Source organism: Actinoallomurus sp. CA-142502 (assembly GCF_050936355.1).
GTDB classification, from domain to species: Bacteria; Actinomycetota; Actinomycetes; order Streptosporangiales; family Streptosporangiaceae; genus Actinoallomurus; species Actinoallomurus iriomotensis.
The window spans coordinates 9,908,879-9,929,132 of record NZ_JBNJMY010000001.1 but is presented as its reverse complement, the minus strand read 5'-3'; the positions used below and the strand labels follow the sequence as shown (position 1 = coordinate 9,929,132).

Genomic DNA, 20,254 nt, shown 5'->3' with positions numbered 1-20,254 from the left:
CCCCGGCGATCTCAGGCGGGCAGATCCGCGGCGTCGAGGTGCTCGGTGCTGTTGGAGGTGACCAGCCGCAGCTCGCCGTCCTTGCGGGCCCACAGCGTGAGGGAGGCGTTCGGGACGAGCGTGCGCTCGATCTCGAGCAACTCCTTCTCGCTGAGCCGCTCCACGATGTAGCGCGTGAGGACCACGACCGCGTCGTGGGCGACGACGAGCACCCGGCCGTCGGGGTGCTCACTCTGGATCTCCGCCAGCACGCTGCGGAGCCGGAGGGCGACGTCCGCCCAGGACTCGCCGCCGGGCGGCCGGTAGTAGAACTTGCCGGTGAGCCGCTTGCGCGCCGCCTCCTCGGGGAACCGGGCGGTGATGCCCCGCCACGTCAGCGCGTACAGCGCCCCGTTCTCCCGGTCGCGCAGCCGCTCGTCGTACCGGATCGGCAGGTCGCCGAGCTCCGCCATCGCGATGCGCGCGGTCTCCGCGGCGCGGACGTACGGCGAGGAGTACACCACCGTGGGCCGCTCGTCCGGCGGCATCGCGGCCAGCCGCCGGCCCAGCGCCTCGGCCTGCCGCCGGCCGGTCTCCGACAGCGGCACGTCGGGGTCGCGCAGACCGATGTCGATCTCCTCGAGCCGCTGCGTCTCGGCCTCGCGCCAGGCGACGTTGCCGACGCTCTCCCCGTGCCGGGCCATCGCCAGCCACTCCACTTCGTTCAGGAGTCCTCCTTCGTCGGAAGAGTGACCAGGTGCGCGTGTTCATTGGTTCGCTCGCCACGCTCGCTCACAGAAACTCGACCTTACCCGTCTGATCAGGACATGGGGCATTCCTGGCCGCACGTGAGGCGGATCAGCATCTCCAGGAACACCTGCTGGATCCCGCCGGGGTCCAGGGTGACGAACGCCTGGCCGCCGGTCCGCCCGGCGATCTGCTGGAGCGGGCCGGGGTCGATGTCGGGCCCGAAGGCGATGGGCACGATCGCCACCGGCTTGAGCGGGTCCGCGATGCGCTCCAGCTCCTTCAGCAGCTCCTGCAGGAGGATCGTGTGCCCGGGGTCGTAGTTCATGCCGTCGGTGAGCACGACCAGCACGTTGTTGCGGTCCGGCTGGTAGGTCCGCACCGCCTCCTTGTACGCGGCCAGCACCGAGTCGTACAGCGCGGTGCGGGTGCCGGGCGCGGGCTGGGCGGCGTTGAACGCGGCGATCACGGCGTCGCGCTGAGTGCCGGCGCCCACCCGCTGGGTCAGCTGCCGGTACGGCACGAGCTGCCGGTAGTCGCGGTCACCGTCCAGCCGCGTGGAGAACTCCCAGAGGGCGACCTGGGAGTTGCCGCTGAGGATGCGGGTGCCGCCGATGGCGGCGCTGGTCGTCGCCCGCATGCGGGTCTCCTTGCCGCGCGGCACGGGATCGGCCATCGAGGGGGAGACGTCGAGCAGGATCAGCATGCGCGCGCCGAGCACGGTCCGCTGCCACATCTGCAGGATCCGGCCGACCGTCGCCGGGTCCTGGGGACGCGTCGGCGCCGGCGCCTCGGCCGTGACGCCGTACCGGGCGCCGAACCCGGCCCCGGCGACGCCGTCCGGGGTCCGCAGGCCGAGCGGCTGCAGGGCCTCGCGCGTCGGCGACTGCGACAGCGCGGCGCCGAAGTCCTCCACGGTCCGCGACCGCTCGCGGTCGGTGGTCGCCGAGACGTACGGGAAGTCCAGCGTGAGCGCGCCGTCACTCGGATAACGGGCGCTGACCGGCCGTTTCGGGTCCGCGTGGTTGTGCTGCCAGACCGACTGTTCCGACAGCACCACGGCGGTCGGCGGGTCCCCGCCACGGAACATCGCCTCGTACGCGGCCTTGTCGTCGGGCAGGGCGGAGCCGAGGTCGGAGTACAGGGTGATCGCGAACGTGCCGAGCCCGGACTTGCCCGATCCGGACGCCTGGTGGGCGAGCATCAGCGCGCCGAGGCCGCTCGCCTGCGTCGTGGGGTCGAGGAACCGTACGCGGACCGCCGGCCGCGCCGCGCCGGTGCCGGGCAGCCGGGAGGACAGCAGCAGCCGCCAGCTCACGTCGTTCGGCGAACGCCCCTCGGCGGCGGCCAGCACCAGAGGCGAGGACGCGATCGAGGTGCCCGCGGCCCGTACGGCGCCGGCGCCGAGGCGGGTGCGCCGGGCGACCGGCAGCCAGAGCGAGGAGTCCGGAATCCACGCGTCGGGCCGTACGGCGCCGGGAGAGGAACCCTGCCCGGACAGGACGCCGGCCACGTCCGCCGGCTCCTCGCTGCGCACGGTGACGCGGACGCAGGTCGTCCGGGCGTTGAAGCGGCGGGCGGTCTGCTCGACGGCCGGGGCGATCGTGGGCGCCGCCGCCACGGTGATCGCCTCGGCGCGGCACCCGTCGGCGTGGGAGCCGAGGCCGCAGGCGGCGGAGCCAGGGACGATGGTCAGCAGGAGGAACAGTGCTCTGGCGCAGGCGGCGCCACCGCGACGGTATGACATCCAACACCCGTCCCCGATCATCGACGGCATCCCGTCATTTGCCCCGGAGATTATCCGGTTAAGCGCCGACCAATGCCCCTTTCCTGACATTCCGGTGGAGTGTGTCCGGGGAGTGAGATGACCGTCGTCACACCAGTCACAGAACTTTCCTTACGCCATTCTGTTAACAGCTGATACCGGGAGGACTTTCCGCCGGTCGGCTCTTGACCAATGGGAATACCTGACGTCGCATAGGTCACTGACTAAGCTTCGCGGTTGTGGGACGTCATGTCTCTTCCGGGCGAAGACGTGCGCTTCGTGGCCGGTTCCTCCTCGCGCTTCTCGCGATCGCGGCTCTCGTATGCCTGGCGGCCTTCGCCGGCTACCGGATCTGGGACGAGACCCGCGGCCGGCCGCTGTCCCGGCACGGCCGGCCGTCGCCCTCACCGACCCCGGTCACGCTGACCCTCGCGCTCACGGTGACGGGACCGAAATGCGAGGTGTTCGTCCGGGTGCCGGGCGGCGACATCCTGGTCAACCGGAGCTTGGTGCGCGGCCAGTCGCTGCGCTTCGACGAACAGCGCCTGAGCGTCGTCCTGAGCGACGCGGGCGCCGCGCGGGTCTATGTGAACGGCCGACTGCGCCCACCCGGCAAAGCGGGTCAGCGCGTCGCCTTCAACGCGCTGAAGGGCTGACCGCTGAAGCGATTTTCGGCTCGCCGGAAAGGTGGATTAGGCGTCTGTCGTCATTGCGGTCGGCAGTGCGGCGCGTCGGCGGCCCGGGTGAGTTCGCCGACGCGCTCGGGATCAGGTGCCGTCCCGTGCCTTCTCGCGGTGCATCACCGCGGCCGCAAATGGCGGGGACTAGGAGACAGACCCTCGCGCCGATCCGCCGCCGCGCAGGCGCTTCGCGACGTGCTGTACGCCCACCGGAGTGCTGGCCCGGATCACCTGACTGCCCTGTCCACCCGCCACCGACCCTGCGTACGGCCACCGGCACCTGGAGCCGCGCCCTGACGCCACTGCTCCTGATGTGCGCGGTGGCAGGCATGCGCGCAGGCCCACGGCCCGCGCCGAACGCCCGCCCGGCGCCGCCACCTCACCGATGGCGGCAAGGACGACCAGCCCGATCACCAGGCGGCGCTGGAGGTGTCATAGGGGTTCGGCGGCGAGGGAGGTCGGTGCGGTCGACGCGGAGCCCGTTGGAGGCACGGACAGAAGGCCGCCCGCCCGTCCGGCGTGGTCCTCGCCCGCCGGGGCCGGGGACCATGTGATGTCAGGCTCGGCCGTTCGTGGTGCGGCGGCGGAGCCTGACATCACGGCGCAGATCGCGGCCTGGTGGCGCGTCACCGCCTGTGCATCACGCGCCGGAGGAGGGGGTAGCCGATGGCGGGCCTCTTCTGAGAGAAGAAAATTCTCCTGTCAGGAGAACCCCTTGAGAGGAACACCCGCCTCTCGCCCGGTCCGACACGTCCGACCGCCTACGACCACTGACATCAAGCCCTTGGCGGCCGGTGCGGTCGGTGCGGTCGGTGCGGCGCCCGCTGGGGCGGCGGACGGAGAGCCGCCCGGCCGTTCGGGGTGGTCCCCGCTCGCTGGGAGCGGGGACCACGCGGTGTCAGGCTCGGCCGTTCGGGGTGCGGCGGCGGAGCAGTGCCACCACGCCGGCGATGGCGGCGAGGATGACGACGACCAGCCCGATCCACCACCAGCCCGCGCTGGAGGTGTGTCGTACCGGTTCGGCGGCGGGGGAGGCCGGTGCGGACGACGTGGGGCCCGCCGGGGCCGCGGACGGAGAGCCGCCGCCCGTCACCGTGAACTTGTACTCGCCGGTCACGGGGTGGCCGTCCTCGGCGACCACGCGCCAGCCGACCGTGTAGACGCCCGGCGCCAGTGCACCGCCGACCTGTTGGGTCACGTGGTTGTCGACCGCGCTCGCCTTGCCCGCCTCGTGGTGGCCGCCCTTGGCGTCCAGCAGGACGACGCCGGGGAAGCGCACCGGGTCGGCGTAGGTCAGGCGGATCTGGGCCGGGGCCGTCACCGAGGCGCCCTTGGCCGGGTCGGAGGACGTCAGGGTCGTGTGGGCCTCGGCCGGCGCGGCCGTGGCCAGTACGCCCAGCAGCGCCGCCGCGGCCGCCGCCGCCGCGAACCTCATGACGCGCGCTTCCGGGTCAGGCCGTACGCGCCGACCGCCAGGCCCACGATCCCGACGGCGAGGCCCAGGCCGCCGAGCAGCCGGGCGGTGCCGTCGTCCGAGGACGCCGGGGCTTTCGCCGCGTTCACCCGTGCCGTCGCGTCCTTGGCGTCGGACGCGGTGGCGACGAGGTGGATGGTCGGGGCGGGGTGCTCGGGTTCCTGGCCGCCGTTGCCGGGGTCCTGGTTCCAGTTCACCACGTCGCCGTTGGAGTAGGTCTGGGCCGCCTTGAACATCAGCCGGTCGACGCCGGTCGGCAGCGGGCCCATCGAGACGTCGAACTCCTGGAACTCGCCGGGCGCGATCTTCCCGCCGCTCCAGGTGATCTTCGAGACGGCCTCGGTCAGCTCACCGCCGTCGGTCTTGAGCGGCGTGGCGAGCTTGGCCTTCTCGACCTTGATCTTCCAGCCGGGGACCGGGCGGACCGACACGGACGCGATCGGGTGGTCGGCGGGCAGGTCGACCTCCAGTTTCGTGGTGTCGGCGTCCGGCTGCTCGTTCGGGACGCGGAACGACACCTTGCTGTACGAGCCGGGCTCGGCCGTGCTCGGGTTGGCGGTGACGTGCGCCGAGGCGGCTCCGGCCGCCAGGGTGATCGTGAGCCCGGCCAGGGCGGCCACGGTCGCCACGCGCTGTGACATGCGCATAAGGGGACTTCTCTCCATTTGATGGTGGAACGCCGAAGTGCCGGATCGGTAAGGACCCGGGAGCGGTGCGGCGCTCAGCCGTCGAGCGCCGCCGTGAGAGCGGCGGGAGGTCCCCGTCGAATGACGACGTGACGCAGGAGGGCGCCGCGCGGCGCGGCGCCGGGAGCGGCGGTCTGAAGGCGCGGCGCCACGCACACCGGCGGCTCCGCCGACAGCAGGGCGCGCGCCGGGCGTACGAGAGCGGCGGCGACGCGCCGGGCCAGCCTCCACACCGCGCGTTCGCCGCGCCGGAGCCACCAGGCGGACACGGCCGCCGCCGCGACGTGCGCGAAGGTCATGGTCCAGCCGGCCGTCGACGGTGCCATGGTGTGGCCGTGGGCCAGGTGCTGCCCGTGCTCGGCGGCCGAGAACAGGGCGTGCAGGACGAACTGCCCGCCCAGCAGTCCACCGAAGATCGTCCCGAGGGAGCGTTCGGCGCCGCCGAGGACCGTGCCGACCGCGGTCATGACCGCGAGGCCGCCGATCGCCGCCACCGGGGAGACGGTCGCGTGCGAGGCCATCATGTGTCCGGTGACGGCCAGCGCGACGCACACGGTGGCGAACACCACCGCGCGCGCGGCACGGTACGTCGGACGGGTCGGCATGACGCCTCAATTATCGGTGTACGGCCTCTGTGCTCGCGGCCGCATCGCCGGATACGGGCGGTCGTGCGGCCCGGCCCGCGCGCCGATGTCGGCCAACCTTGACGTCGCAGGCTATTGACGCCGTGATCGTTAGTACTTAACTTCCATACGACCACGTGATGACGTTGGTTTTTTCCAGAACCACCGGGAGATCCATGTTCCGGCCCGCCTCGCCCTCCCCGCGCCTCGTACGCCACCGCGCCGCCGTACCGGCCCTCGTGGCACTGCTACTCGGCGCGCTCGCCACCGGCCCATCCGCCCATGCCGCCACGCAGAGTGACCACGGTCGAGGCGTACGGTTGCGGGTGATGAACTACAACATCCAGGCCGGCGCCGGCTCCGATCATGTGTTCGACCTGGAACGACAGGCCGAAGCCATCGAGTCCGAGCACCCCGACGTCGTCGGTCTGGAAGAGGTCGACGTCGACTGGGGGACCCGCAGCGACTACACCGACGAAGCCGCGTGGCTGGCCCGGCGGCTGCGCATGCACGTCTTCTTCGCGCCCATCTACGACCTCCCGCCGGACCGCGACGGCGCGCCCGACCGGAAGTTCGGCGTCGCGCTGCTGTCACGCTTCCCGATCATGTACGCGAAGAACCACGAGATCACCCGGCTGTCCACGCAGGTGCCCGACCCGGTGCCCGCGCCCGGCCCGGGCTTCCCCGAGGTGCTGGTCAACGCCCACGGCGTGCCGCTCTGGGTGTACGTCACCCACCTGGACTACCGCGCCGATCCGGGCGTACGGGAGGCGCAGGTGGCCGACATGGACGCGATCATGGACCGCCGGCACGGCCCCAAGCTGCTCCTCGGCGACTTCAACGCCCAGCCGGACGACCCGGAGCTGGCGCCACTGTGGACGCGGCTGACCGACGCCATGACGGTCGCGGGACAGCGCACCACGCCGACCTGGCCCGCCGACACGCCGACCAAGCGGATCGACTACGTGACCTACTCGGTGGGGTACGGCATCCGTACCGTCGGCGCCCACGTGCCGGACACGCTCGCCTCCGACCACCGGCCCGTCGTGACCGACCTGACGGCCTTCTGAAGGGGGATCACATGACGACTCGACGAGGAGTACTGCGCGGCATCGCCGTCACCGGAGCCGCGGCACCGTTCGCCTCCCTGGCCGCCGCGCCCGCCGAGGCGAAGAAGGCCGGCGGCGTGCAGACCGGCTTCGACGTGCTGCACGCGAGCGGCTACCAGCAGCTCAAGGGCCAGAAGGTCGGCATGGTGGCCAACCCGACCGCGGTCGTACGCGACCTGACCCACGAGGTCGATGTCATGCACGGCTCCGGCGCCGTCGACCTCGTGGCGGTGTTCGGCCCCGAGCACGGCTTCCGCGGCTCCGCGCAGGCCGGCGGCTCCGAGGGCTCCTACAAGGACCCGCGGACCGGTATCCCCGTGTACGACGCGTACGCCAAGAGCGTGCAGGCGATCGCGGACGACTTCACCAAGGCCGGCATCGACACGGTCGTCTTCGACATCCAGGACGCGGGTGCGCGCTTCTACACCTACATCTGGACGATGTACGACTGCATGCAGGCGGCCGTCCTCGCCGGCAAGCGCTTCGTCGTCCTCGACCGGCCGAACCCGCTCGGCGGCACCGAGGCGACCGGCCCGGTCATGCACCCGGAGTACACCTCCGGCGTCGGCAAGCAGGCGATCTCCGAACAGCACGGCATGACCGTCGGCGAGCTGGCCCTGCTGTTCGACAAGGAGTTCCTCGGCGGGAAGGTCAAGCCGCAGGTCGTCAAGATGCGCGGCTGGCGGCGTGGCGTGTTCTTCGACGAGACCGGCCTGCCCTGGGTCATGCCCTCGCCCAACATGCCGACCCTCGACACGGCCATCGTCTACCCCGGTCTCGGCCTGTTCGAGGCCCTGACGATCTCCGAGGGCCGCGGCACGACCCGGCCGTTCGAGATCATCGGCGCGCCGTTCCTCGACTGGCACTACGCCGACGCCCTGAACGCGCTCGCCCTGCCCGGCGTGCGGTTCCGCGAGATGTACTTCGTGCCCACGTTCAACAAGTGGGCGAACCAGAACTGCGCGGGCGTCCAGGTCACGGTGACCGACCGCCGCCGGTTCGACCCGATCCGTACGGCGATCGCCATGATCGTGACCGCGAAGAAGCTCTACCCCAAGGACTTCGCCTGGCGCGAGAGCGCCCCGCCGTACTGGATCGACAAGCTCACCGGCTCCGACCTCGTCCGTAAGGGGGTCGACGGCGGCTCCACCACGGATCAGATCGTCGCCTCCTGGCAGGGGGAGCTGGCACGGTTCCGCGCCCAGCGGGCCCGTTATCTGCTGTACCGCTGAGGAGGAACCGATGCGTCGCCCCCCACGTCGCTCCCTCATGGTCCTGACGGCCGCCGCGTGCCTGTGCGCGCCGGCGGTCGCCCAGGCCGCCCCCGCCGCCGCGCCCCCGAGCGGCCCGCCGACCGTCACCGCCTCGGACCTGAAGTTCACTTCCGGCCGTACCCTGCACTACGGCTCGGCCGCCTCCGCCGGGCTGCTGCCCGACCAGGTCGCGGCGATCGCCCGTGACGCCGCCGCGTACGAGACCGCCCTGCCGGGCGCGGCGCACCCGCTGTACCCGGGCGCGGTCGTGCTCGCCGCGCACGACGGCACGATCGTGCAGCACAGCGCGTCCGGTTACGCGCTGCGCTACTCCGACGACAAGCCGACCGAACTGCCGCGGGACCAGTGGATCCCGATGCGCAACGACACGATCTTCGACCTGGCGTCGATGTCGAAGCTGTTCACCACGATCGTGGCACTGCAGGAGGTTGAGCGCGGCAAGATCGATCTGGACAGCACGGTCGCAACGTACCTGCCCGGTTTCGCCAAGAACGGCAAGGACCCGATCACCCTCCGCATGCTCCTCACGCATACGAGCGGCCTGCGTCCGGACCTGCCCTTCTACAACTACACCGGCCGCGCCGCGCAGGAGCAGGCGCTGTACGACGAGCAACTGCAGAACCCTCCCGGCACGGCGTACGTCTACTCCGACCTGAACCTCATCACGATGCAGTTCATCCTTGAGAAGGTGACCGGCAAGACCCTCGACGTCCTCGTACACGACGGGATCACCGGACCGCTCGGGCTGAAGGACACCGGCTACAACCCGCCCGCCTCCAAGAAGCAGCGGATCGCCGCGACGGAGTACGAGCACAAGCCGGTCGCCGCGCTCGACCGCGGCCTCGTGTGGGGCCAGGTCCACGACGAGAACTCCTACGCCCTCGGCGGCGTCGCCGGACACGCCGGGGTCTTCTCCACCGCCCACGACCTCGCGGTCATCGCCCAGATGATCCTGGACGGCGGCCGGTACGGGCACGCGCGGGTGCTCGGTGACTCGTCGGTGCGGCAGATCTTCACGAACTTCAACCAGAAGTTCCCCTCCGACTCGCACGGCATCGGATTCGAGCTGGACCAGCGCTGGTACATGGGCGGCCTGTCCTCCCCGGTGACCGCCGGCCACACCGGCTACACCGGGACCGACATCGTCATCGACCCGCTGTCCCGGTCGTTCAGCATCCTGCTGACCAACCGGGTGCACCCGAGCCGCAACTGGGGCAGCATCAACCCGGCGCGCGTCGCGGTCGCCCAGGACCTGGCCCGCGCCATCCCGGTACGGCCGGCCGAGGGCCGCACGGCGTGGTTCTCCCAGACCAGGGACAAGACCACCGCGACGCTCACCGCCCCGGTGACCGGCGCGACGAAGCTCTCCTTCGACCTGTGGTACGACACGGAGGAGACCGACCTCGGCGTGCTGGAGACCTCGTCCGACGGCGCCAACTGGACGCCGGCGCCGTTCTCGCTGAAGGCGGGCCGCAGCTCCTGGACGTCGGACGGCACGTTCTCCGGCTTCGAGGACCGCCGCTGGGCGAAGGCCACGGCGACCCTGCCGCCGGGCACCACGCAGGTGCGCTGGCGCTACACGACCGACCCGCTGTACGAGGGCCGAGGCGTGTACGTCGACGGCGTCCGCGCCTACGACGCCCACGACCACGTGGTCCTCAACGGCGAACGCCCGTCGGACGCGGCACGCTTCGTCACGAACGGCTGGGTCGTGAGCTCCGACTGACCTTCCCGGCCCGGCTCGCGGCACCCGCGGGCCCCGGCCTCTCCCGGCCCCTGATCCCGCCGCACGCGACCCGTGCGGCGGGATCAGGGCGTGGAGCGCCGTACAGGGCCAAGCCGTCGCGGTCGACTGCCGCCGGGCCTGAGCGGCACCGGCACGGCTCAGGGACTCGGCCGGGGCCTGATCGCCCTTCTGCCAGCGGGAACCCGCGGTCAGCGGCTATCGTTCCAAATGAGGGGAGTACTTCTCAGCGTCGGCCCGGTCAGCACGGACACCCCTGCGGTGGCCCCGGGCGGCGGCCCGCCTCGCGGGTGAAGGAGACCTCGGACGATGAGCCGTTCGAGGAGCCCGCATGTCCACTGCCGTATCTTCCGTCGCTTCACCTCTGGTCTGGGGCGTCACCCTCGCGGGGGTGCTGTTCTTCTTCGCGGTGGACTTCGTACTGACCCGCCGCCCGCACGCGGTCGCCTTTCGTGAGGCGCTCGCGTGGACGGCCTTCTATCTCGCCCTGCCGATCGTCTTCGGTTTCTTCGCCTGGCAGCGGTGGGGTTCGGAGACCGCGGTCGACTACTTCACCGGCTGGCTGGTCGAAAAATCCCTGTCAGTCGACAACCTCTTCGTGTTCATGCTGCTCATCGCCGCCTTCGCGGTGCCGGCCGCGCTCACCCAGCGGGTGCTGCTGTACGGCATCGCCGGCGCCCTCGTGCTGCGCGGCGTCTTCATCGCGATCGGCGCCGCGGCGGTCCAGGCGGTCTCCTGGACCTTCGTGATCTTCGGCGCGATCCTCCTGTTCACCGCCATCAAGATCATGAAGGACACGGTCACGGGGGCGGGGCACGAGGTCGACGTGTCGTCCCTGCGGTCGGTCCGTCTCGTACGCCGCCTGATGCCGGTGACCGACGACTACCGGGGCCCGCACCTCACCGCGCGCCACGAGGGCCGACGGGCCCTTACACCGCTCGCGGTCGTCGTCGTCGCGGTGTTCGGCACCGACCTGGTCTTCGCGGTCGACTCGATCCCCGCGGTGTACGGCGTCACCCAGGACCCGTACCTCGTCCTCACCGCCAACGCCTTCTCGCTCTTCGGCCTCCGCGCCCTGTTCTTCGTGCTGCAGAGCACGCTGAGCAAGCTGGTCCACCTCGGGTACGGCCTGGCGGTCATCCTCGCCTTCATCGGCGTGAAGCTGATCCTGCACTGGGCGCACGGCACGTGGAAGTGGCTGCCGGAGATCCCCACGCCGGTCTCTCTCGCCGTCATCGTCGTGACCCTGCTGACGGTCACTCTGACGAGCCTGCACGCGAGCCGCCGGCGCGCCGCGTCCGCGGTCGCCGACAGCCGCTGAGCGGGTACGCGGGTCAGCGGCCGATGATCCTTTCCGCGACCTCTCGTACGACCGCGCGGGTGTTGGGTTCGGTGGCCAGCCAGGTGGTCATCATCAGGGAGAGGTCGGTGAGGGCACCCCAGCGCCAGGCGGGCAGCTGGGCCGCGGCGGTGTGCGCGCCGACCAGGACGGCGTCGGCCTCGGTCGCGTAGGCGTGCGCGTACGCGTGTTCGGTGAACCGGGCGAAGTGCCAGTGAGGCCGCACGCCAGCCGCCTGCGCGGCCGCGATGAGGCCGTGCTGCTGGGTCGGCACCTGGTCCTGAGAGTGCAGGAGGGTGCGGAGTCCGTCCAGGTCACCGAGCCGATAGGTGGCCTTGGCGGAGAGCGGGTGCCCCGGCCGGACGGCGATTCCCAGCGGTTCCTCGTGCAGTTTCCGTACGGTGTGGCCGTCCGGCGGAGCCTGGTGGACGATGCAGATGTCGAGGCGCCCCTGCCTGAGCATGCGGAGCTGCTCGGAGCTGTTGGCCTCGACGAAGTCCGGAGCCGCCCGCGGCACCCGCTCGCGGATCGTGTCGACGACCTCGATCAGCCATGGGCCGTCGGTTCCCGGCGGAACCCCGATGGTGACGGACTGGCGGAGGGCCGTCGTCCCGGCCACGGTCTCCCGGGTCGCGTCGGCCATCGCGAGCAGCTGGTGGGCGTGCGGCAGCAGTGTCTCTCCGGCCGGGGTGAGCCGGACGCCCCGGGACGTCCGCTCCAGCAGCCGGACGTCGAGCTGCCGCTCCAGGTCGATGATCTGACGGCTGAGTGAGGGCTGGGACGTCAGGAGGCGCTGGGCGGCCCGGTTCATTGAGCCCTCCTCGGCGACGACCACGAAATAGCGCAGATGCCGTAGTTCCATCTGTCCGGCCTCCGGGTGTCCGAGTTATGCGGCGTGAGCATAGCGGGTCTGCTGGACAGGACTTGGACGACGGTCCTGGTCAAGGTCTCTAATGAAGCGACTCGGCGTGCAGATGCCATGGCCGGTACCGAATTGAGGGTGAGTGGATGAGACTCGGGGTGTGTTCCGTCGGCCTTCCCGACCTGACGCCGGACCAGGCGATCCCCCTGGCGGCTCAGGCGGGCTATGCCGGAATCGAATGGCGCGTGTCCCCGGAAGTGGGCGGCCCCGGCCCGGCGCACTTCCTGACGAACAACCGGTGCACCGTGCCTCCCACCGACGCCGCCGTCCGCGCCGTACGCGAGCGCTGTGCCGAGGCCGGGCTGCGGATCATCGGCCTCAACCCGTACCTGGAGCCCGGTGACCTGGCCGGGCTGGAGGAGATGATGCGACTGGCCGTCATCGCCGGCGCGGCCGGTGTCCGGCTCCGCGCGCCGCGGATGGGCGACGCGGGCTTTCACCGGTTGGTCGCGACGGCGACGGAGTACTTCACCGCGGCGGCGGAGCTCGCCCGCCGGTACGAGATCAAGGCACTGCTGGAGATGCACCAGGGCACCGTCTGCCCCAGCGCGTCCCTGGCCGTGCGGGTCGTCGGCGAGCTGCCGGCCGAGCACGTGGGGGTGATCTACGACGCGGGGAACGTCGTCCTCGAGGGCAGCGAGGACCCGTCGATGGCCCTGCAGATCCTGGGCCCGTACCTCGCCCACGTGCATCTGAAGAACGCCGCCTTCACCCGCCCGCCCGGCGGGGGTGTGTGGCGGCCGGAGTGGACGCCTCTGGACGATGGGGTCCTGGACGTTCCCCGGGTCCTGGACGTGCTGGCCGCCGCCGGATACCAGGGCTGGATCTCGGTCGAGGACCTGTCCACCGACCGGCCGCCGGCGGATGCCCTGCGGTTCAACGCGTCGTTCCTGTCCCGGCACGTGGCCTGCACCGGCTCCGCCCCGGCCGCGCGGGCCGCGGTATGAGCGGGCATGCTTCCGGCGGCGCCGCACCGGGCCCGGTGGCCGTGATCACCGGCGGTGGCGGGACGCTCGGTACCGCGATGGCCACGCGCCTGGCCGAAGAGGGGAACGCCGTCGTGCTCCTGGACCGGGACGAAGCCGCGGCCCGCGCGGCGGCGGACGAGGTCGCGGCACGTACGGGAGGTTCGGTCGTGGGCTGGCGCGCGGACGTCGCCGACGAGGACGACGTCCGGGCGTCGGTCGACCGGATCGTCCGTACGCACGGCCGCCTGGACCGGCTCGTGAACAACGCGGGCGTCAACCGGCGGGACACCCTCGCCGACCAGGATCCCCGGATCTGGGACGAGGTGATGGCCGTCAACCTGCGAGGACCGATGCTGCTCTGCCGCGCCGCACTGCCGCTGTGGCGCCGTACGGGATCGGGCCGCGTGGTGAACATCGCCTCCCGGACGTGGCTGGGCGGCGGCCCCACGTCCTATGTCACGTCCAAGGCCGGCGTCGTCGGTCTCACCCGTACGCTCGCGGTGGAGCTCGGCCCGCTCGGCGTGACGGTCAACGCGGTGGCGCCCAGCATGATCGTCACGGCACTCACCAGCGCCGGACGCGACGAGGCCCGGCTGCGCGAGCTCACCGAGCGGCACCGGCGGATGACCCCGATGAGACGGCTGGCCACACCGGAGGACGTGGCCGAGGCCGTCGTGTTCCTCACCTCGGACGGGGCCGGCTTCATCACCGGCGAGGTGCTGCACGTCTGCGGTGGGGCCCAGCTGGCCCCCGCCCCCTGAACCACCGTCGCCGACGCGGCGGTCCCCCGGCACCCCCGAACCCACATCCCGACACACACGGAGCCGCGCACACGGCAGGAGTATCCGCATGCCCTTCCTCGATCTGCCCGAAGTCCGCCTGTTCTATGTCGACCACCCACCGGCCGATCCCACCCGTACCGGCGCGCTCGCGACGCCGACCGTCCTGCTCCACGGGCTGTGGAGCAATGCCGAGGCCTGGATCCACCAGCTCCCGCACTTCCGCGCCCGCTGCCGCACGATCGCCGTGGACCTGCGCGGGCACGGCCGCTCCGGCCTGGCCGACGCATACTCCACCGACCGGTACGCCGCCGACGTCGCGGCGCTGATCGAACGGCTCGCGACCGGCCCGGTGGTCCTCATCGGCGCCTCGATGGGGGCCTCGGTGACGAGCCTGCTCGCGGCGCGCCGGCCCGACCTCGTCCACGCCGTCGTCTCAGTGGACCCCGACTACGCCGGCGCCGACGACGACCGTGCCCGCATGCGGGCACTGGCCGACGCGTTGGACGGCCCGGACGCCGAGGCCACCGCCCTGGACATCGTCGACCGTCTGGTCGAAGGGCCGGACACGCCACCGCACGTGGACGAATGGCAGCGGCTGGCGGTCCTGCGGCTGTCGCCGGAGACGCGTGCGCGTACGTGGCGGCAGAACGCCTTCAGCCCGGGCGGCCTCCGGTTCCGGCACGAGGCCGACGCCGTGCTGCGGGAGCGTTCCCAGCCGGTGCTGGCCCTGCACCGCGACCCGGAACGGCTGAGAGCCGACGAGCGGTCGTTCGCCCACCCGGCCAGCAGGGCGATCCTCGTCTCGGGCGCCGGCCACTGCCTGCACCAGGAGATTCCCGAATATGTGAACGCCGAGATCGATCGCTGGCTCGCCACACTGTCCCTCTCGTCCGGCGACGTCTCGTCGCGGGACGCGTTCGGTGAGGAGCGGTGATGGCCGTCTCAGAGAATGTGACCCCCACCGGAAGCGATGGGCTCACCACCGCCTGGCACCGTACGGACCGGCTTCGCGCCTGGGTGGTCACCGCTCTGGTGGTGGCCTCCGCCGTCGTCGTCTATCTCGACAAGGTCCTGCTCGGGCTCGTGGCCACGCCCATGAGCCGTGAGCTGCACCTCGCCGCGGCGGACTTCGGCGCGCTCGCCAGCGCCTCGTACGCCCTGTTCGGGGTTACCTGCCTGATCGTGGGCTTCACCGCGCAGCGTGTCTCGCCGCGGCGCGCATCGGCCCGTACGGGGCGGAGTCGCCGCGCACCTCCGCCGAGCCGGGTGAGCCGTCCCGTCCGGCCTCGGTGCCCTGGCGAAGGGCGCTGCTCAACCGGACCTTCATCGGCTGTCTGACCGCCTGTCTCACCCAGAACGCCCTGGCCGCCGTCGTCATCACCTGGCTGCCGTCCTACTTCCACAACGTGCTCGGCTTCTCCGCCCTGTCATCCGGCTCGCTGCTCGGGCTCCCCAGCGTCGGCGGCGTCATCGCCTTGTTCGCCACCGGATTCATCGCCGACCGCCTGGTGCGGCGGGGCGTACGGTCACGACGCGCGAGAGGGCTGTTCGGCGGCGCCGTGCTGGCCTGCGCCGGCCTGGTGCTCGTCTTCCTTCCCTGGACCCACCGCCCGGTGCCGGCCATCGCCCTCCTGATGCTCGGCTACGGCGGTTCGGTGACCGTCAACACCTTCACCAACCCCGTACTCGCCGAGATCGTGCCCTCTCACCAGCGTCCGGCCATCATCGGGGTGATGACCGGGCTCGGCATCAGCGCCAGCGCCTTCAGCCCCGTCGTCTCGGGCATGCTGCTCGACGCGAGCACCACGGCCCGGGCCGGGTACGGCAGCGTGTTCTGCTACTTCGGAGCCCTGGTGGCGATCGGTGGCATCACCTTCGCCCTCCTCGTCGACCCGGAGCGCGACGGCGACCGAACGCCGATCCGAGACTGAGCACGGTGAGCGGGAGGGCCGGACCGGTCCTCCCGCTCACCACCGCGTCACAGCCAGCCGTCGAGGGCGGCGAGGAAGCCGTCGAGGTCGTCGTTGTGGATGTTGTGGCTCGTGTCGGGCACCGTCCGCAGCTCGAATCCGGCGGCGGTGAACTCCTCCGCGCGGTGCGGCGGGATCAGCGCGCTGGGATCCGCCAGCAGCACCAGAGACGGGACGCTCGGGATGACGGGCACGTACGCCGTCTCGACGTAGCGCATATGCGTCGTGGCGGGGTCCCACCGCTCGAACGCGGCCAGCCTCGCCTCGTGGGCCTGCGCGGACCAGTGCGGGAACGCTCTCTTGAGGTCGTCGATCGTCCAATTCTTGGCGTCGGCGATGGCGGGCATGCCCGCCCCGTAACCGCCCTCGGCGGGATACCAGGCCGGATCCTCATAGACGGCCCGGGCTGGGCGAAGCCGGTCGACGATCATCGCCAGCAGCACGCCGCCGAGCGAGTGCCCGATGGCCAGGTCGGGGCGCGCGGGCAGGGTTTCGAGGAGGTCGCCGGCCCAGCGTTCGCGGCTGTACTCCCCGCGAGGACTCTGGCCGTGCCCGGTGAGGTCCGGGGCGAGGACGCGGTATCCGCGCCGGGCGAGCTCGGGAGCCACCTGGAGCCAGCCGGACGAGTCTCCACTGAGGCCGTGGACGAGTACGGCGACCCGGTCGCCCTCGCCCCATTCCCGTACGTGCAGTCGTGTCATGAGATGAGACCTTTCGTAAGTGTTGGGGGCGCCCGGTCAGGCGTGCTCGCGCAGCCAGGTGTCCAGCCGCCCGAAGAATCGGGGGAAGTCCTCACGGAACAGCGAGTGGCCGGTGCCGGTGACGGTCTCCACCTGCAGGCCGCGGCGCCGCAGGTCCGCGGCGTGGTCCGGCGGGATGAACCCGCTGGGGTCGGCGGCGAGCACCAGAGAGGGCATGCTCGCCCGCTCGGGCGACAGGTCGTACCCGCAGCCGGCCGCCAGACCGGGGACGACGGCGGGGTCGGCCCGCCACATCGACGCCCAGCGCAGGCGCACGTCGATCTCCGGCCAGCGGGCGCCGAGGTGGTCGCGCAGCTGCTGGACGTCGGTCCACGCGAGCCAGCTCGACCAGACCGCTCCGAGCGACCGGTTCTGGTCCGCCGACATCCGCCAGGCCGGGTCGAGGTAGACGGCCGTGGCCGGTTCGAGGACCTCGGCGACCATGCCGAGCGCCAGCCCGCCGAGCGAGTGCCCGATGGCGACGTGGGGCCGTATCCGGACCGTGTCGATGAGGTCCATCGCCCAGTCGTGCGGAGAGTACCGGCCGCGCGGGCTCCGGCCGTGCCCGCGAAGCTCCGGGGCGAGGACGTGGTACCCCCGCTCCGCCAGGGCGGGACCGAGGCGATGCCAGGAGTTCGCGTCGCTGAACAGGCCGTGCACCAGCAGGGCGTACCGGTCTCCGTCCCCCCATTCGGCGACGTGCAGTCTCATCGGAGCTCCCGTGCCGGCTCGGTGCCGGGGGCGGAGCCGGACGCCGCCGGGTTCGCGTCGTCGATCTCCAGCCACGACGCACCGCGCGCGTACAACGCGCGGACCTCGGGCCCGGTGAGGCCCGGCATGTCGCGCTTGACCTCGTATCCGAGCTGGGTCTGGAGGTAGGCCAGATGTCGGTATCCGACGGGAAACGCCGCCAGCAGGGAGCCGTCCAGGGTCAGAGAGGCGGCCGGGTCGACCGGATCGAGCCGATCGCTCTCATAGATCGGCTGCCGGTGAACGATCGCCCATCGTCCCTGCACCCGTTCGAACAGATCGTAGAAGCGCCCGGTGCAGACGACGTCGCACTCCACCCCGTGCACGCTCCCGCGCTGGGAGATGGTCATCTTCGTCTGCGCGACCGCGTGCGTGCCCACGACGTCGATCTGTGACCCGCCGAGGAAGTGCAGGATGCGCACCCCGCGGTCGAATCCGGCGCGACTGGCCTCGATGAACTCTTCGGCGGAGCCCTGGAACCACGTCGCCATCATGCGTCCGTGCGGAGCCCAGACGGTGGCGAACCGCTCCCAATCGGCGGCGTCGCGCCACACCGCCCAGTTCTCCACCACTTCACGGACCGAGAGCCGATCCAAGAGATCTTCCATGCGCACCAGCCTGGTCGGCGCCCATCCCGGGGCGGAAGCGGCGAGTTTCGCCCAGTGGAAAGCCCGCCCCGGGTGCTCCTTGAGCGACCGTCAAGCCACTGCGGCCACCGTGCCGGCCGGGTGGCAGGCTGTCAGGGTCAACGGCGCGAGAAGGCCCGCCCGGAGCATCTGGCTGGCCTGTCCGCCACTGGGCTGATCACCGCGGGCGCGCGGTCGTGGTCGCCGCGTGTCGGGCGGCGTCGGTGCGGTGCGCGGCGGGCTGGGGCGGATCTGAGCGAGCCGGTGCAGGGCGCTGAACACGTCCTGCACCGGCCGGCCCGCCGCTATCGGATCCTCCGGCCCCAAGTTCCCCTCCAGTGTCCGGCCGGTGAGCCGGTGGCGGAAGGCCCGCAGCACGGCTGTGGGCAACCGGCGGCAGCGAAGGGGCACCGGAGTGCTGAGCGCTATTGGCCGGGCAGGCCCTTGTCGAGGCCCGCGCGGCGCAGGGCGTCGGCGAGCGCGCCGCCGCCCGAACCACCCGAGCCGCCGCGGCCTTGGCGTCCGCCGCCGTTCCGGCCGCCGCCTTGGCGTCCGCCGCCTTGGCGTCGTCCGCCGCCGTCGCGTCGGCCCTCGTCCGGTTTGCGTCGGTCGGCCTCGTCGTCGAGCCGGAGCGTCAGTGAGATCCGCGCCCGCGGGATGTCGACATCGGCGTGAGGCTGATCCTGCACTGGGCGCACGGCACGTCGAAGTGGCTGCCGGAGATCCCCACGCCGCGTTCGCGGTTGCCGACAGCCGCCGAGCGGGTCAGGGCCGACCCCTCCGCCAGACGATCAGCGCGGCGGAAGGCTGGAGTCTCACGCCCTTTCGGTCACGACGAGGCGAAGACGCCCGCGCGTGCGGCGGCGGCGACGGCCGCGGCCGCCTGGTCGGCCGCGGCGCTGTCGAGTGGTTCGGCCGTGACGAGCAGCCGCATGTAGAGGGGCGCTCCGACGGCTCGGGACACGTCCGCCGGTCGAGTGTCAGGGGGAAGTTCGCCGCGGCGGACGGCCCGGGCGACGATCTCGGCGACCATCGTGGTGTGGTCGGCCCAGAACGCACGGATGACCTGCGCGACCTGGCTGTGGTGGCCGGCCGAGACCATGGCCCGGACCAGCGCCTGCCCGGTGCGGTCGGCGAGTACGGCCAGCGCGGAGCGGGCGAGCTCGCGTAGGTCGCCGTCGATGTCGCCGGTGTCGGGCGTCGGTACGGACTGGTCGGCGAAGAACGTGAGGGCGTCGACCAGGAGACCCTCGAGGGTGCCCCAGCGCCGGTAGACCGTCGCCTTGTGGACGCCGGCGCGGTGGGCGACGGACTCCATGCTCAGTCCCGCGTAGCCGGTCTCGATGAGCTCGTCGACGGTCGCCGTGAGCACGGCCGCGCGGGTGCGTGCGGTGCGGCCACCGGGCCGGGTCTGGGTCATGTCCGCCTCGACATCTGATGCGACGAATCGTTGCATTAAGGGCTCGGTCATGTCATCGTAGCCGTTAATGCGACAGTTCGTCGCGCATGGATTTGTCAGGGGAGTGGATCGTGAACGCTTCGACGGCCGGCACATCGTCTCGGTGGCGGACCACCGGGCAGCTTCTGACCGGGTTGGCCGCGGTCTCCGCACTGCTCGCGGCGGTCACCGCGGTTTCCGATGTGACCGCGGCGGACCATGCCACCCTCGTCGTGCAGACCTGGCGGATGTACGGCCTGTTCCTGTGCGGCGGGATGTTCGCGCTGCTCGCGCTGAGGCCGCGAGTCCATGGCGCGGTCTGGGCATTGGTGATCGCCAACAAGGCGGCACTGACGGTCACCGCGGCCGCCTACTCGGCCCACGGCGGCATCGCGGAGGCGGCCAAGACGGTCGGCTGGGACGGCACGCTGACCGTCGCCCTGGTCGCAGCCTTCGTCATGTGCCGGGCGAACTCTGAGAGCGGGTCGGAGCTCGCCCGCTGATCCATGGGGTCTGGGCGTGCCCGTTCAGTCGGATGCCAGGAGCGTCCGGGCTCTCAGTGGCCGCGCGGCGCAGGGTGTCGGTGGACTCTGAGAGCGGGTCGGAGCTCGTCCGTTGATCGACGGGGTCGTGGGCAC

22 protein-coding genes are annotated in these 20,254 nt (G+C 71.7%); 11 read left to right on the top strand and 11 right to left on the bottom strand.

Going from position 1 to position 20,254, the window contains the following annotated elements; all coding sequences use genetic code 11:
* Positions 1–11: 11 nt before the first annotated feature.
* Both ACQEV1_RS46415 and ACQEV1_RS46410 read right to left on the bottom strand, forming a co-directional pair.
* Positions 12–698, bottom strand: coding sequence for a histidine phosphatase family protein (locus ACQEV1_RS46415; protein ID WP_433403808.1), 687 nt, complete (start codon positions 696–698; stop codon positions 12–14).
* Between the two features lie 101 nt (positions 699–799).
* Entirely contained in the window at positions 800–2,473 is a 1,674-nt protein-coding gene (locus ACQEV1_RS46410) for a substrate-binding domain-containing protein (protein ID WP_433403805.1), read from the bottom strand.
* A 257-nt stretch (positions 2,474–2,730) separates the two neighbouring features.
* Between ACQEV1_RS46410 and ACQEV1_RS46405 the strand changes: the two genes are divergently transcribed.
* Complete coding sequence (locus tag ACQEV1_RS46405; RefSeq protein ID WP_433403803.1) at positions 2,731–3,147, top strand: hypothetical protein; 417 nt, start codon at positions 2,731–2,733, stop codon at positions 3,145–3,147.
* Positions 3,148–4,069: 922 nt separating this feature from the next.
* Here the strand turns inward: ACQEV1_RS46405 and ACQEV1_RS46400 are convergent.
* From ACQEV1_RS46400 to ACQEV1_RS46390, 3 genes are all read right to left on the bottom strand, one after another.
* A complete protein-coding gene (locus ACQEV1_RS46400; RefSeq protein WP_433403800.1) occupies positions 4,070–4,606 on the bottom strand; it encodes a copper resistance protein CopC in 537 nt (178 codons plus the stop codon).
* On the bottom strand, positions 4,603–5,286 hold the full coding sequence (locus ACQEV1_RS46395; RefSeq protein WP_433403797.1) for a YcnI family copper-binding membrane protein: 684 nt from the start codon (positions 5,284–5,286) through the stop codon (positions 4,603–4,605). Before ACQEV1_RS46395 ends, ACQEV1_RS46400 begins: the two co-directional genes overlap by 4 nt.
* An 80-nt stretch (positions 5,287–5,366) precedes the next feature.
* On the bottom strand, positions 5,367–5,936 hold the full coding sequence (locus ACQEV1_RS46390) for a hypothetical protein (RefSeq protein ID WP_285626244.1): 570 nt from the start codon (positions 5,934–5,936) through the stop codon (positions 5,367–5,369).
* 194 nt (positions 5,937–6,130) lie between these two features.
* Between ACQEV1_RS46390 and ACQEV1_RS46385 the strand changes: the two genes are divergently transcribed.
* The 4 genes from ACQEV1_RS46385 to ACQEV1_RS46370 all read left to right on the top strand — a co-directional run bounded on the left by ACQEV1_RS46385 (position 6,131) and on the right by ACQEV1_RS46370 (position 11,402).
* A complete protein-coding gene (locus ACQEV1_RS46385; RefSeq protein ID WP_433403794.1) occupies positions 6,131–7,024 on the top strand; it encodes an endonuclease/exonuclease/phosphatase family protein in 894 nt (297 codons plus the stop codon).
* Between the two features lie 11 nt (positions 7,025–7,035).
* Complete coding sequence (locus ACQEV1_RS46380) at positions 7,036–8,295, top strand: exo-beta-N-acetylmuramidase NamZ family protein (RefSeq protein ID WP_285626248.1); 1,260 nt, start codon at positions 7,036–7,038, stop codon at positions 8,293–8,295.
* 10 nt (positions 8,296–8,305) lie between these two features.
* Positions 8,306–10,063 carry a serine hydrolase gene (locus ACQEV1_RS46375; RefSeq protein ID WP_433403790.1) on the top strand — a complete coding sequence of 586 codons (1,758 nt, stop codon included), beginning with the start codon at positions 8,306–8,308 and terminating at the stop codon, positions 10,061–10,063.
* A 349-nt stretch (positions 10,064–10,412) separates the two neighbouring features.
* Complete coding sequence (locus ACQEV1_RS46370) at positions 10,413–11,402, top strand: TerC/Alx family metal homeostasis membrane protein (protein ID WP_433403787.1); 990 nt, start codon at positions 10,413–10,415, stop codon at positions 11,400–11,402.
* Positions 11,403–11,415: 13 nt separating this feature from the next.
* On the opposite strand, the gene ACQEV1_RS46365 is transcribed toward ACQEV1_RS46370, so the two are convergent.
* On the bottom strand, positions 11,416–12,282 hold the full coding sequence (locus ACQEV1_RS46365; RefSeq protein WP_285626255.1) for a LysR family transcriptional regulator: 867 nt from the start codon (positions 12,280–12,282) through the stop codon (positions 11,416–11,418).
* Between the two features lie 146 nt (positions 12,283–12,428).
* Between ACQEV1_RS46365 and ACQEV1_RS46360 the strand changes: the two genes are divergently transcribed.
* From ACQEV1_RS46360 to ACQEV1_RS46340, 5 genes are all read left to right on the top strand, one after another.
* On the top strand, positions 12,429–13,289 hold the full coding sequence (locus ACQEV1_RS46360) for a sugar phosphate isomerase/epimerase family protein (protein WP_433403784.1): 861 nt from the start codon (positions 12,429–12,431) through the stop codon (positions 13,287–13,289).
* Positions 13,286–14,071, top strand: coding sequence for an SDR family NAD(P)-dependent oxidoreductase (locus tag ACQEV1_RS46355; protein ID WP_433403781.1), 786 nt, complete (start codon positions 13,286–13,288; stop codon positions 14,069–14,071). Before ACQEV1_RS46360 ends, ACQEV1_RS46355 begins: the two co-directional genes overlap by 4 nt.
* 88 nt (positions 14,072–14,159) lie before the next feature.
* Positions 14,160–15,026, top strand: a complete 867-nt coding sequence (locus tag ACQEV1_RS46350) for an alpha/beta fold hydrolase (protein ID WP_433403778.1) — start codon at positions 14,160–14,162, stop codon at positions 15,024–15,026.
* A complete protein-coding gene (locus ACQEV1_RS46345; protein ID WP_433403776.1) occupies positions 15,026–15,430 on the top strand; it encodes a hypothetical protein in 405 nt (134 codons plus the stop codon). Before ACQEV1_RS46350 ends, ACQEV1_RS46345 begins: the two co-directional genes overlap by 1 nt.
* Positions 15,382–16,023, top strand: a complete 642-nt coding sequence (locus ACQEV1_RS46340; protein ID WP_433403774.1) for an MFS transporter — start codon at positions 15,382–15,384, stop codon at positions 16,021–16,023. The genes ACQEV1_RS46345 and ACQEV1_RS46340 overlap by 49 nt, the downstream gene beginning before the upstream one ends.
* A gap of 47 nt (positions 16,024–16,070) precedes the next feature.
* Here ACQEV1_RS46340 and ACQEV1_RS46335 read toward each other — a convergent pair whose 3' ends face one another.
* The 5 genes from ACQEV1_RS46335 to ACQEV1_RS46315 all read right to left on the bottom strand — a co-directional run bounded on the left by ACQEV1_RS46335 (position 16,071) and on the right by ACQEV1_RS46315 (position 19,598).
* On the bottom strand, positions 16,071–16,763 hold the full coding sequence (locus tag ACQEV1_RS46335) for an alpha/beta fold hydrolase (RefSeq protein WP_433403771.1): 693 nt from the start codon (positions 16,761–16,763) through the stop codon (positions 16,071–16,073).
* A gap of 36 nt (positions 16,764–16,799) precedes the next feature.
* Positions 16,800–17,513: an alpha/beta fold hydrolase gene (locus tag ACQEV1_RS46330; protein WP_433403768.1), complete on the bottom strand. Its 714-nt coding sequence runs from the start codon at positions 17,511–17,513 to the stop codon at positions 16,800–16,802.
* Positions 17,510–18,160, bottom strand: coding sequence for a nuclear transport factor 2 family protein (locus ACQEV1_RS46325; protein ID WP_433403765.1), 651 nt, complete (start codon positions 18,158–18,160; stop codon positions 17,510–17,512). Before ACQEV1_RS46325 ends, ACQEV1_RS46330 begins: the two co-directional genes overlap by 4 nt.
* Positions 18,161–18,603: 443 nt before the next feature.
* Complete coding sequence (locus ACQEV1_RS46320; RefSeq protein ID WP_433403762.1) at positions 18,604–18,867, bottom strand: hypothetical protein; 264 nt, start codon at positions 18,865–18,867, stop codon at positions 18,604–18,606.
* Between the two features lie 140 nt (positions 18,868–19,007).
* Positions 19,008–19,598 (bottom strand): TetR/AcrR family transcriptional regulator, encoded by a 591-nt coding sequence (locus ACQEV1_RS46315; RefSeq protein ID WP_433403759.1) that lies wholly within the window; start codon positions 19,596–19,598, stop codon positions 19,008–19,010.
* Positions 19,599–19,708: 110 nt separating this feature from the next.
* Between ACQEV1_RS46315 and ACQEV1_RS46310 the strand changes: the two genes are divergently transcribed.
* Complete coding sequence (locus ACQEV1_RS46310; RefSeq protein ID WP_433403756.1) at positions 19,709–20,119, top strand: hypothetical protein; 411 nt, start codon at positions 19,709–19,711, stop codon at positions 20,117–20,119.
* Positions 20,120–20,254 lie beyond the last annotated feature (135 nt).